Source organism: Amycolatopsis kentuckyensis, from assembly GCF_002155975.1.
GTDB classification, from domain to species: Bacteria; Actinomycetota; Actinomycetes; order Mycobacteriales; family Pseudonocardiaceae; genus Amycolatopsis; species Amycolatopsis kentuckyensis.
The window spans coordinates 18,414-31,552 of record NZ_MUMI01000115.1 but is presented as its reverse complement, the minus strand read 5'-3'; the positions used below and the strand labels follow the sequence as shown (position 1 = coordinate 31,552).

Below are 13,139 nucleotides of genomic sequence, written 5' to 3'. Positions count from 1 at the left end.
GCCGGCCGGCCGCGGCCCGGGCGTGCCCGGCGATCACGCCGGAGAGGTCGGCGGACCCGGTGACGTCCACCCGCAGCACGGCCGCGTCGACCTCGCCGGCGGGCGGGATCGACAGCGTCCACGCGCCGTCCGGCCCGGTCCGGCGCATCCGCAGCGCGTCGTGGTGGTCGAGCACCGCCTGGAGGACCTCGGTGAGCGTCTTCTCGTCGAGCTCGGCCGGAACCCGGACCAGGACGGACTGGTACATCCGCTGCTGGGCCGGACCCCGCTCGCGCAGCCACGCCATGATCGGCGTCAGCGGGACGTCGCCGGTACCGGACACACCGGCCGGGCGGGCCGTGGTGTCCGGGCTTTCCGCGACGACCGCCAGTTCCCGCACCGTCTTGTGCGTGAAGATCTGGCGGGCGGTCAGCACGAGCCCGGCTTCCCGCGCCCGGCTGATGAGCTGGATGGAGACGATGCTGTCGCCGCCGAGCTCGAAGAAGCCGTCGTCGATGCCCACCGACGGCAGGCCCAGCACCTCGGCGAACAGCGCGCACAGCGTCCGTTCGCGGTCGGTGCGCGGCGCTTGCCGGTCGCCGGCCGCGGTGAAGCCGGGCGCGGGCAGCGCCGCCTTGTCGATCTTGCCGGTGGCTTCCAGCGGCAGCGCGGCCAGCGGCACGAACGCACTGGGCACCATGTAGTCCGGAAGCCGCTGCAGCAGGTGCTCCCGCAACGCCGCCGGGTCCACGCTGTCCGCCTGCGGCACGACGTAGCTGACCAGCCGGGCCCGCCCGGTGTGGTCGTCGCGGACGAGGGTGCAGGCTTGGCGGATGTGGGGGTGGGTGGTGAGGGTGGTGTCGATTTCGGCGGGTTCGATGCGGAAGCCGCGGAGTTTGATCTGGTCGTCGCTGCGGGTGAGGTAGTGGAGGGTGCCGGTGGTGTCTTGTTTGACGATGTCGCCGGTGCGGTACATGCGGCTGGTGGGGGTCCAGGGGCAGGCGACGAACCGGGTGGCCGTCAGCGCCGGGTCGCCCAGGTACCCCAGGGCCAGCGACTCGCCGACCACGTACAGGTCACCCGGGACACCGGGCGGGACCGGCTGCAGGTTCGCGTCCAGCACCAGGCAGGAGGAGCCGGCCACCGGCGTGCCGATGGGCGGGGCCACCGGTTCCGCGGGCAGCCGATCGCTGATCGTGGCGCACACGGTCGTTTCGGTGGGCCCGTACGCGTTGAACATCCGGTACGCGCCCGCCCACCGCTCGACGACGTCCGGCGGGCAGGCCTCACCCGCCACCACGAGCGTCATGCCCTCGGGCAGGCACCGGTCCTCCAGCACCGCCAACGCCGACGGCGGCACCGTCGCGTGCGTCACCGACTCGCTCGTGATCAGCGACGCGAGGTCGGGCCCGGGCAGCAACTGCTTCTGCGGTGCCAGCACGAGGGTCGCGCCGGTCAGCAGCGACATGCACAGCTCCCAGAACGCGGCGTCGAAGCTCGGGGAAGCGAACTGCAGGACCCGGCTGCCCGGCCCCACCGCCAGCACCGCGACCTGGGTGCGCACCAGCGGGACGACACCCCGGTGGGAGACGACGACGCCCTTGGGACGGCCGGTCGAACCGGACGTGTAGATCACGTAGGCGGCGTGCGCCGGGGTCAGCGGCGCGCTCCGGTCCGCGTCGGTCAGATCGTCGTCGGTGTACCGCTCGATCTCCGAGAGACCGGCCGGATCGTCGAGCACCAGCACGTCGTCGATACCCCGCGCGAGCTCCGCGAAGGTGAGGACGAGCGCGGGGTCGGCGTCGGCCAGCACCGCCTGGATCCGGGCCTGCGGATAACGGGTGTCCAGGGGCAGGTAGGCCGCGCCGGCCTTGAGCACGGCCAGCATCGCGACGACGAGGTCGACCGACCTGGGCAGCAGGAGCGCGACGAACCGGCCCGGGCCGATCCCGCGCGCGGCCAGCGTCCGCGCCAGCCGGTTGGCCCGTGCGGACAGGTCGCGGTAGGTGACGCGGGCGCCGTCGAAGACCGCCGCGGTCGCCTCCGGCGTGCGGGTGACCTGCTCCTCGAACAGGTCCGGGAACGTCCTCGGCGCGAAGGCCGCGGTGTCGGGCACCCGGACCGCCGCGCGCTCGGCGGTGGTGAGGATGTCGAGGTCGCCGACGCGGGTGTCCGGATCGGCGACCGCCGCGGTGAGCAGGAGTTCGAACCGGTCGAGGATCCGCTGGACGGTCGGGCCGTCGAACAGGTCGGTGCTGTATTCGACGTAGCCGCGGATCCCGGCCGGGGCACCGTCGGATCCGTGCTGCTCGGCGACGGTGAAGGCGAGGTCGAACTTCGCCGCGCCGCTGCCGGTCAGGTCCGAGGTGACGGTCAGCCCGGGCAGCGACACCGTGCCGATCGGCGCGCTCTGCAGCGCCAGCATGACCTGGAAGAGCGGGTTCCGCGCGGTGTTCCGCTCGGGGTTGAGCTTCTCGACGAGGTGTTCGAAGGGCGTGTCCTGGTTCGCGTAGGCGGTGAGGTCGGTGGCGCGGCTGCGCGTGATGACGTCGCGGAAGGTGGGGTTGCCCTCGAGGTCGATGCGGAGCACGAGCGTGTTGACGAAGAACCCGACAAGGTCGTCGAGGGCGTCGTCCAGCCGTCCGGCGATGGGGGAGCCGAGCGGGATGTCGGTGCCCGCGCCGAGGCGGGACAGCAGCGCGGCCAGCCCCGCTTGGAGGACCATGAAGAGGGTGGCGTCGTTGTCCTGGGCCAGCTCCAGCAGGGCCGCGTGCAGCTCCGGGCCGAACCGGCATTCGGCGAGTTCGCCGCGGAAACTCGCCACGGCCGGGCGGCGCCGGTCGACGGGCAGGGCCAATTCTTCGGGGGCGCCGGCGAGGGTGTGCCGCCAGTGGTCGATCTGCCGGCTGATGACGGAGTCCGGGTCGGCTTCGTCGCCGAGCAGTTCGTGCTGCCAGAGCGTGTAGTCGGCGTACTGGACGTCGAGGGCGGGCCAGCCGGGTGTTTCCCCGGCGAGCCGGGCGGTGTAGGCCGCCGACAGGTCCGCGCTCAACGGCCGCAGCGACCAGCCGTCACCCGCGATGTGGTGCAGCAGCACCAGCAGGACGTACTCGTCCTGTCCACAGTGGAACAACCAGGCCCGCACCGGCAGCTCGGCCGACAGGTCGAACCGGTACCGCACGGCCTCGTCCACCGCGGCCTGCACGCCGTCGCGGTCGGTCGGCACCACTTCCAGGACCGGCTCGGCCCCTTCGAGCACCTGCTGCCGCGGGCGGCCGCCCGTTTCCGGGAAGACCGTGCGCAGCACCTCGTGCCGGTCCACCACGTCACCCAGCGCCGACCGCAGGGCGTCCTCGTCGAGCGACCCGGACAGGCGCAGCACCAGCGGGATGTTGTAGGTCGGGCTCGGGCCCTCCAGTTTGTACAGGAACCACAACCGCCGCTGGGCGAAGGAGAGCGGGATCTCCGCCGGCCGCTCCCGGCGCCGGAGCGGGGTCCGGGCGGCCTGCCCGGCGTCGAGCCGCCGCGCCAGCTCGCCGGGGGTCGGCGCCTCGAACACGGCGCGGACGGACAGTTCGACCCCGAACGTCGACCGCACCCGGCTGATCAACCGCGTCGCCAGCAGCGATTGCCCGCCGAGGGCGAAGAAGTTGTCGTCGACGCCGACCGCGCGCAGCCCGAGGAACTCGGCGAACAACGAGCAGAGGATCTCTTCCTGGGGCGTGCCCGGCCGCCGGCCGCGCACCTCGGTGCTCAGGTCCACCGGCGGCAGAGCCCGCTGGTCGACCTTGCCGTTGGCGGTCAGCGGCAGGGCGGCGATCGGCGCGTAGACCACCGGCACCATGTATTCGGGCAGCGATCGGGCCGCGTGCTCCCGCAACGCCGACGGGTCCACGGCCAGGCCGGCCGGGACGACGTAGGCGACCGGGAGGCGGGAGCCGGCGTGCTCCTTGACCACCACGGCGGCCGCGGCGACGTCCGGGTGCTCGGTCAGCACGGCCTGGATCTCGCCGAGCTCCACCCGGAAACCGCGGATCTTGACCTGGTCGTCGGCCCGCCCGAGGAACTCCAGCGCGCCGTCGGCACGCCGCTGGACCCGGTCGCCGGTCCGGTACATCCGGGTGCCGGGCGCCCCGGACGGATCGGCGACGAAGCGCTCCGCGGTGGCGGCGGGCTGCCCGACGTACCCGCGGGCGAGGCCTTCCCCGGCAAGGTACAGCTCGCCGGGCACACCGGGCGGCACCGGCCGCAGCCGCTCGTCCAGCACATAGGCGAGCACGTTGTCCATCGGCAGGCCGATCGGCACGTTCGTCTCGTCCACCCGGTGCGGGGCGCGCATCGGGTGGCACGTCGCGAACGTCGTCGTCTCGGTCGGGCCGTAAACGTGGACGACGGTCGTGTCCGGGCACCGGTCGATCGCCCGCTGGATCGCCTGCGGCGAAACGAATTCCCCGCCCGTCCACACCGCACGCACGCCGGCGAGCGCCGACGGCGCGTCCTCGACGAGGGCGTTGAACAGCGCGGTGGTCAGGAAGACCGACGTGATCCCCTGGCCGGTGAGGAGGTCGGCGATGGCCGTGATGTCCAGGTCGCCGTCCGGCGCGATGACCACTTCACCGCCGGACAGCAGCGGAACCCACAGCTCGTAGGTGGACGCGTCGAAGGCGTGCGGGGACCGCAGCAGCACCCGCTCCTGGGCACCGTCCCGCCACCGCCGGTCCAGGGCGTGGGCCAGGACGTCCCGGTGGGTGATGCCGATGCCCTTGGGCGTGCCGGTCGAGCCGGAGGTGTACATGACGTAGGCGAGCTGTTCCGGCTCCGCGTCGGGCAGGGCCGTGTGCGCGGTGGCCCGGTCCCCGGCGAGCACGATCCGGTCGGGCGGCACCAGCTCGCCGGCCGTCGCGTGCAGGCCGGCGTCGGTCAGCAGCAGCGGTGCCCCGGTGTCGGCCAGGATCCGGCGGAGCCGGTCCACCGGCTGGCGGGGGTGCAGCGGCACGTAGGCGCCACCGGCCTTGAGGACCGCCAAGGTGGACACGACGAGGTCGGGCGAGCGGCCCTGCAGGAGGGCCACCGGTGTCTCCGGGCCGATTCCCTTGGCCCGCAACGTGTGCGCCAGCCGCTCGGCCCGCTCGTCGAGCTCCTGGTAGGTGATCGTCGTCCCGCCCGAGCGCAACGCCACGGCCCCGGGCGTACGGGCGGCCTGCTCGGCGAAGCGGCCGTGCACGGTTCCGGCGAGCCGGCCGGGTTCGAACGCGGTGTCGTTCCAGGAGGCCAGCGCCCGGCGTTCGGCGGCGGTCAGCACGTCGAACCGCGCGATGGACTCGTCCGGGCCGGCCAGCGCCTGGGTGACCACGTGCGCGAAGCGGTCGATGATCAGGTCGACCGTCCGCCGGTCGAACAGGTCGGTCGAGTACTCGACGAAACCCTCGATCCCGTCGGGACCGCCGTCCGGCGCACGCCGTTCGTTCAGCATGATCGCCAGGTCGAACCGCGACACGCCGGCGCTCACGACCTCGTAGCGGGCGGCCAGCCCGGGCAGGTCCGGCTCCTGCGGCCGGTCCTGCAGCGTCAGCATCACCTGGAACAGCGGCTGCCGCGACAGCGAGCGGGCCGGGGCGAGCGCCTCGACGACGTGCTCGAACGGCAGGTCCTGGTGGGAGTAGGCGGCGAGGTCGGTGCGCCGCACCCGATCGACCAGCGTGCGGAAACTCGGGTCACCCGAGGTGTCGGTGCGCAGGACGACCGTGTTCACGAAGCACCCGACGAGCTCGTCGAGCGCGCTGTCGGGACGACCCGCGACCGAGACGCCCAGCGGGATGTCCCGGCCGGCCCCGAGCCGGGCGAACAGCGCGCTCAACGCGGCCTGCAGGATCATGAACGGGGTGCTGTGGGTTTCGCGGGCCAGCCGGGTGATCGCGGTGTGCACGTCCCGGTCGAAGGTCAGCGTGCGCAGTTCGCCCCGGTAGCTGGTGACGGCCGGGCGCGGCCGGTCGGCGGGCAGGTCGACCTGTTCGGGCAGCCCGTCGAGGTGCTCGCGCCAGAACGCCAGCTGCCGCGCCGCGACGCTGTCCGGCGCGGCGGGATCACCGAGCATGTCCCGCTGCCAGAGCGCGAAGTCCGCGTAGTCCACGGGAAGCGGCCGCCACGCGGGCGCGCGCCCGGCGGACCGGGCGGTGTACGCGGACGCGAGGTCCCGGGCCAGCGGCCCGGTGGACCAGCCGTCACCGGCGATGTGGTGCATCAACAGCAGCAGCACGTGCTCGTCCGCGGCCACCTGGAACAGGGTGGCCCGCAGCGGCGGCTCCGCGGCGAGGTCGAACCGGTGGCGCGCGGCCTCGCGCAGCGACTCCGCGAGGCGCTCCGCGGCGACCGGGACGACCGGCAGCGCGGGCGTGAAGACGTCCAGCACCGACTGGTGCGGTACGCCGCCGGTGACCGGGAAGACCGTCCGCAGCGCACTGTGCCGGCCGGCCACGTCGGACACGGCGGCCCGGAGCGCGGCGACGTTCAGCGAGCCGGACAGCCGCAGGGCCAGCGGCACGTTGTAGGTCGCGCCGTCGTCCAGCTGGCTGAGGAACCACAACCGCCGCTGCGCCGAAGAAAGGGGAACGTGCTCCGGCCGGGGCCGGTGCACCAGCGGGGGACGGCGGGTGCGCCCGGGGTCGAGTGCCCCGGCGACCTTGGCCGGGGTGCGCGCGTCGAACAGTTCCCGCACCGGCAGTTCCCGGCCGAGTGCCGACCGGAGCTTGCCGATCAGCCGGACGGCGGACAGCGAATGCCCGCCCAGCTCGAAGAAGTCGTCGTCGGCCGCGACCGCGGGGACGCCGAGCACCTCCGCGAACAGGGTGCACAGGACCTCTTCGGTCAGGTCGCGGGCCGCGCGCCGGCCCGAGCCGGCCGCCGGGCCGGGCACCGGCAGCCGGGCGCGGTCGATCTTGCCGTTCGGCAGCACCGGCAGGCTGTCCAGCAGGACGAAGACGCCGGGCACCAGGTGGGCCGGCAGAAGCCGCTTCGCGTGGGCACGCAGGGCTTCCTCGCCGAGGCCGCCGTCGGTGACGACGTAGGCGATCAGGCTTTCGCCCTCCGCGTCCGCGGTGACGACCGCCTGGCGGACGGCCTCGTGGCCGAGCAGGGCGTGCGCGACTTCGCCCGGTTCGATGCGATAGCCGCGGATCTTCACCTGGTCGTCGGCCCGGCCGCGGAAGAAGAGGCTGCCGTCCGGGCCCCAGCCGGCTTCGTCGCCGGTGCGGTACATCCGCGAGCCGGGCGGACCGAACGGGTCGGCGACGAAGCGTTCCGCGGTCAGCGCGGCCCGCCCGAGGTAGCCGCGAGCCAGCGCCGGACCGCTCAGGTACAGCTCGCCCGTGCCGCCGGGCGGCACCGGCAGCAGCGCCTGGTCGAGCACGCGGACGTGCGTACCGGCGACCGGCCGGCCGATCGGCGGTGGCGCGTCCCCGGCCAGCGGGCCTGCCATCAGCGCACACACGGTGCTTTCCGTGGGGCCGTACGCGTTGACCAGCACCCGCCCGGCGGACCAGCGCTCCACCAGGTCACCGGAGAGGGCTTCGCCACCGGCCAGCAGGACCTGCACGCCCGGCAGCGCGTCGGCCGGCAGCACCGCCAGCGCGGACGGCGGCAGGAGCAGGTGGGTGACCCCGTACTCGGCACAAAGCTCGACCAGCGGCGGCCCGGGCAGCAGCCGGTCGGGGTGGGCGACGACGAGCGCGCCGCCGGTCAGCAGCGTCATCGACCATTCCCAGAACGCGGCGTCGAAGCTCGGCGACGCGAACTGCAGCATCCGGGCCCGCGGTCCGAGGCGCAGCCGGCCGGCCTGCGGGCCGATCAGGCTGCGCACCCCGGCGTGGGTGACGACGACGCCCTTGGGCAGACCGGTCGAACCGGAGGTGTAGATGACGTAGGCCGGGTGTCCGGGCGCGGCGGCGGGCGCGAGCGGGCCGGCCGGCAGCCCGGCCAGCGCCCGGCGGACCTCGGGGTCGTCCAGGACGATCCGGTCCGGGCCGGCGGGCAGCGCGCCGGCCAGCGCGCCGGTGGTGAGCACCGCGGCCGGCCGGGAGTCGCCGAGCATGTGCGCGATGCGCTCGGCCGGGTAGGCCATGTCCACCGGGAGGAACGCCGCACCGGCCTTGACCACGGCGAGGCAGGCGACCACGTGGTCCGGGCCGCGCGGCAGCGCGAGGGCGACGATCCGCTCCGGGCCGAGGCCGCGCGACCGCAGCAGCCGGGCCAGCCGGTCGGCCCGCGCGGCCAGTTCGCGGTAGGTCAGCGTGCCTTCGGCGCCGATCACCGCCGGGGCGTCGGGCGTTTCCGCGGCCTGGCGGTCGAAGTCCTCGCCGATGGTCACCGCTTCGGCGGCGGGCGGCCCGGCGGTGAACTCCCGCAGGACGTCGTCCTCGTGGCCGGTGAGCAGGGACAGGCGGCCGATCGGCAGCTCGGGCCCGCCGGTGCAGATCTGGTCCAGGACGCTTTCGAACCTGCGCCGGTGCTCGGCGAGCGAGGCCGCCGTGTACAGCAGCGGGTTGGCCTCGATGCGGAACTGCAGCCGCCCGTCGGGCTGCTCGAAGACGGTGAACTTGATGTCGTCCACCTCGCCGGTCGCGATGTTCGTCCGGATCGTCGGGGCGTCGGTGAACCGCGGCTCCTCGGCGAACGGGATGATGTTGACCACCGGGCCGAACGTGCGCGGCCAGTCGGCCGGGAACCGCAGGTCGCGGCGCACGATCTCGAACGGGAAACGCTGGTGGCGCAGCATCTCCCCGGTCGCGGCGGCGGTCTGCACGGCCAGTTCGGAGACGGTGTCCCGCGGCGAGGCGGCCACCCGCAGCGGCAGCACGTTCGTGACCATGGCGGGCGTGTTCCGGCCGGCGGGCCCGACCCGGCCGGTGACCGGCACGCCCAGGATCACGTCGGCCGATCCGGTGACCCGGTGCAGGTAGGCGACGACGACGGCGAGGAACACGCGCCGCCAGGTGGTGCCCGCCTGCTCGGCGATGGCGCGCAGCCCGGCCAGCCGCTCGGCCGGGACGGCGAACATCTCGACCAGGGTCGGTGCCACGGCGTGCGCGGCGCTCCCGGGCAGCAGCAGCGGCTCGGGCCGGTCGGCGAACCGCTCGGTCCAGTACCGCCGCTCCCGGTCGTAGTCCGCCGAATCGCGGTATTCCCGCTCCTCGTCGAGGACGGTCCGCAGCGGCGGGAACGGCGCCGGGCTCTCGGTCGTGGCGCCGGTCAGCTTCGCGTAGTTCTCGCTGACCCGCCGGCTCACCAGGAAGACGCCGAAGCCGTCGAGCGCGATGTGGTGGTAGCGGTGGTACCAGAGCACCCGCTCGTCCTCGATGCGGAACAGCGCGTGCGCGAACAGCGGTCCGTTGCCGAGGTCGACCGGGCGGCCCATGTCCGCCTGCATCCACTCCTCGGCTTCCGCCCGCGGGTCCGGCCGGCCACGCAGGTCGAAGACCGGGATGTCGTAGGGCGCGCGCCGGATCTCCTGCAGCGTCTCCCCGCCTTCGGAGGAGAACCGCAAGTGCAGGGACTCGGTGTCGTCCACCGCGTCCCGCAGTGCCTTCTCGAACGCCGTGAGGTCGACGGCGCCCGTCACCTCCAGGTAGCCGCCGAGGTTGAGCGACGTGTTGTCCGGATCGAGGTGCTGGATGAACCACACCCCGAACTGGGAGGCAGTCAGCGGCCAGCGGTTACCGGCGACCTCGGGCATCGGGCACGTACTCCTTCGCTGACGGATCGGCCTGCGGGTGGGCGTGATCGGTGGGGATCGCGGTGATCGCGCCGAGGCGCTCGCCGAGCGGGGTGATGCCGGCGATCGTGTACCCGGCGGTCTCGAGCAACTGCGTGAACTCGCCGCGGGTCCGCTCCTTGCCGTCGAAGATCGACAGCATGTAGAGGTCCATGATCGCGGTCATTTCGCCGTCGGCTCCCGCGAGCGCGTGCTCCTCGGCGAACAACTCGATGATCAGCAGCGTGGCCCCCGGGGGCATGGCGGCCCGGCACGTGCGCAGCAGCCGCAGGCAGTGTTCGTCGTCCCAGTCGTGCAGGATCTGCCGCAGCAGGTAGAGATCGCCGCCGCCGGGGATCCGCCCGAAGAAGTTGCCCGCCCTGATCTCGCAGCGCCCGGTCAGCCCGGCGGCTTCCATCCGCAGCCGGGCCTTGGCCGCCACCCGCGGCAGCTCCAGCACGACGCCCCGGGCCGCCGGGTAGGACCGCAGCAGGTGCTCGAGCAGCGCACCGTCGCCCGCGCCGACGTCGACGATGGTCCGGTAGCCGGAGAAGTCCAGCCCGGCGACGATCCGGTCGAGGTCGAGCGCGAGCCCGGTCGCCTGCGACAGGTCGAAGATCGCCCGCGTCTCGGGCTTGAGGTCGACGTAGGAGAAGAAGTCGGTGCCGAAGGCCTCGGAGAAGGCCGTGTTCCCGGTCCGCAGCGTGACGTCGTACTGGTTCCACGCCTGGCCGATCTCGTTGCCGACGAGCATCGCGGTCGGCCACGCCGAAGCCGGGGTGCCGCTGCGCAGCGACGCGCCGAGGGGCGTCAGACCGAACGTGCCGTCGGGGTGTTCGGCGAACACCCCGAACGTCGCCAGCGCGCGCAACGTCTGCCGGAGCGACGCGGGGTTCGTCGCCGTCTCTTCCGCCAGTTCGGCCGCCGACCGTGCCCCGTCGCCGATCAGGTCCGGAATGCGCAGGGCAGCGATGCTGCACAGCGCACGGGACACGAGATGGCCGTAGAGCAGCCGCCTCATCCGCAGGGCGTGCTCGACGTCCGGCTTTTCCTCGCCCACCAGCCGATGCCCCCTTGCGGCTCGGGTTCCCTGACTCCGTCACGGTAGGTGTGACGTGCCGGACATTCCGTTGTCGTGTCAGCAAGTTGCCCGAGGTCGCGGCCGTGGCGAGCCGGTCGGTGACCGTGGGCTGACGCAGAGACGGCACCGCTGACAACTTCCTGCCAGCGCACCCGTCGTGGCCGACGCGGTAGGGCAAGTTTCGCGCTGGGCAAACGCTTCCAGCGACAACCGAGGGAGGTCGACATGTTGCGCACCATGCTCAAGTCGAAGATCCACCGGGCCACCGTGACCGACGCGGACCTGGACTACGTCGGTTCGCTCACCGTCAGCCGCGACCTGATGGACGCCGTCGACCTGCTTCCCGGTGAACTCGTCGCCGTGGTCGACGTGACCAACGGGGCCCGGCTGGAGACCTACGTCATCGAAGGCGAACGGGATTCGGGGTCGATCTGCGTCAACGGCGCGGCGGCCCACCTGGTCCACCCCGGCGACATCGTGATCATCCTGGCCTACGCCCAGCTGAGCGAAGACGAGCTCGACGGGCACCGGCCGAAGGTCGCGCACGTCGATCCGGAGAACCGCATCGTCGTGGTGGGCGGGGACCCCGCGGCGCCGCTGGAAGCGCAGCCGGTATCCAAGCTGCCGGGCTAGCTGCCGGGGGAGCTGGCATCGGACTCCACGGGAAGGCCTTGCGACCCGAAACCAGTCCAGACCAGTACGGCGACGGGTCGGGCGGCCTTTTCATCTGGAGGAAAACGTGAACAGTTCCCAGCTGACCAGACGCAGGTTTCTCAGCACGGCCGGCAAAGCGGCCGCCGCCGTCGCCATCGCCCCCGCCGTCGTGGGCGCGGCGAAGGTCGAGGTGGTGGACACGCTGATCGTCGGAAGCGGCTACGCGGGCTCGGTCGCCGCCTACCGCCTGGCCAAAGCCGGGCGGAACGTGCTCGTCCTGGAACGCGGACAGCGCTGGCCCATCAAGTCCACCGGCGACACCTTCGCCACCGTCCGCAACCTCGACGGCCGGGCGTCGTGGCTGTCGACCAGCGTCCCGGCCCCGCGCTACACCGGGGTGCTCGAGTTGTTCGCGGGCAACGGGATCTCGGTGTACGGCGGGGCGGGCGTCGGCGGCGGATCGCTGGTGAACAACGGGATCACCATGCAGCCACCGCGGAACCTGTTCACCAGCAGCTTCGGCAGCCTGCTCGGCTACGACGAGATGCAGTCCTGCTGGTACCCGCGCGCGCAGGCGCTGCTGGGCGCCACCCCGATCCCCGACGACGTGCTGAACTCGTCGTGGTACGCCAGTGCCCGCGACTTCGAGCGGGAGGCGGTGCGCGCCGGCCTGCCGATCGTGAAACCCGGTGTCCTGGTCGACTGGGGTGTCGTGCGCAAGGAGATGGCGGGCACCGCGGTGCCGTCGACGATCCTGGGCGACTCGGCGTTCGGCATCAACAGCGGCGCGAAGCTCAGCGTCGACCGGACCATCCTCGCCGGGGCCGAAGCCACCGGCCGGGTCTCGGTGCTCACCCTGCACCAGGTGCGGGACATCACCCGCTCCGGCGACACCTACCTCGTCACGTGCGAGCTGCTCACCGAGGCGGGCGACGTCCAGGGCACGGCGCAGTTCGCGGCGCGCAACGTCTTCCTCGCCGCCGGTTCCGTGCACACCACGCGGCTGCTGGTGCGGGCGAAGGCCCGCGGGGACCTGCCGAAGCTCAACCAGAACGTCGGCAGCCAGTGGGGGAATTCGGGGGACTGGGAGTACGTCCGGATCGGCACGCAGCCGTACCCGCCGTCCACCGGCGGCCCGGCCAACATCGGGGCCACCGACTACGGCAACCCCTACAACCCGGCGACGCTGCTGACGTTCCCGGCCTCGCCGTCGCCGGTGGAGGGCCGGGGGATCAGCGCCGCGATCGTCACCCAGATCTGCCCGCCGATCGGGTCCTTCTCGTACAACGCGACGACGGACGCGGTCGACCTCAACTGGCCGGCCAGTGACCCGGTGGCGGTGCGGATGGCGAACGCCACGAACGACGCGGTCGCCCGGTTGAACGCGGCCAACGCGGGCACCGAGCTCTACTGGTCCAGTTACGCCAACGCCTCGCACGCGCTGGGCGGCGTCGTGCTCGGCCGGGCCACTCGTCCCGACGACGGGGGCGTGCTCGGGTACAACGGTCTCTACGTCATCGACAGCGCGCTCATCCCCGGCTCGACCGGGGCGGTGCCGCCGTCGCTGACCGTCACCGCCCTCGCCGACCGGTGCGTGACCAACGCGCTCACCAAGGGCCTGGCCGGGGCCTAGCCGGTGGCACGGCGTGGCCCGTCCGCCGTCGCGGGCGGGCCACCCCG

General features: G+C 73.1%; 4 protein-coding genes. 2 read left to right on the top strand and 2 right to left on the bottom strand.

All coding sequences use genetic code 11. The annotated features are described in order from the left end of the window. On the bottom strand, positions 1-9,706 hold a 9,706-nt coding region (locus tag CCN39_RS12370), incomplete at its 3' end, for a non-ribosomal peptide synthetase (RefSeq protein WP_086841490.1). Continuing rightward, positions 9,687-10,784, bottom strand: a complete 1,098-nt coding sequence (locus CCN39_RS12365) for a methyltransferase (protein ID WP_086841488.1) — start codon at positions 10,782-10,784, stop codon at positions 9,687-9,689. The genes CCN39_RS12370 and CCN39_RS12365, both read right to left, overlap by 20 nt. A 246-nt stretch (positions 10,785-11,030) precedes the next feature. Between CCN39_RS12365 and panD the strand changes: the two genes are divergently transcribed. After that, a complete protein-coding gene (gene panD / locus CCN39_RS12360) occupies positions 11,031-11,438 on the top strand; it encodes an aspartate 1-decarboxylase (RefSeq protein WP_086841486.1) in 408 nt (135 codons plus the stop codon). A 106-nt stretch (positions 11,439-11,544) separates the two neighbouring features. Further along, the gene (locus CCN39_RS12355; protein WP_086841484.1) at positions 11,545-13,092 is read left to right on the top strand and encodes an FAD-dependent oxidoreductase; all 1,548 of its coding nucleotides are present in this window, start codon (positions 11,545-11,547) and stop codon (positions 13,090-13,092) included. Positions 13,093-13,139 lie beyond the last annotated feature (47 nt).

Coding starts and splice junctions, on each gene's coding strand:
- panD (WP_086841486.1), top strand. CDS start 11,031: ATGTTGCGCACCATGCTCAAGTCGAAGATCCACCGGGCCACCGTGACC.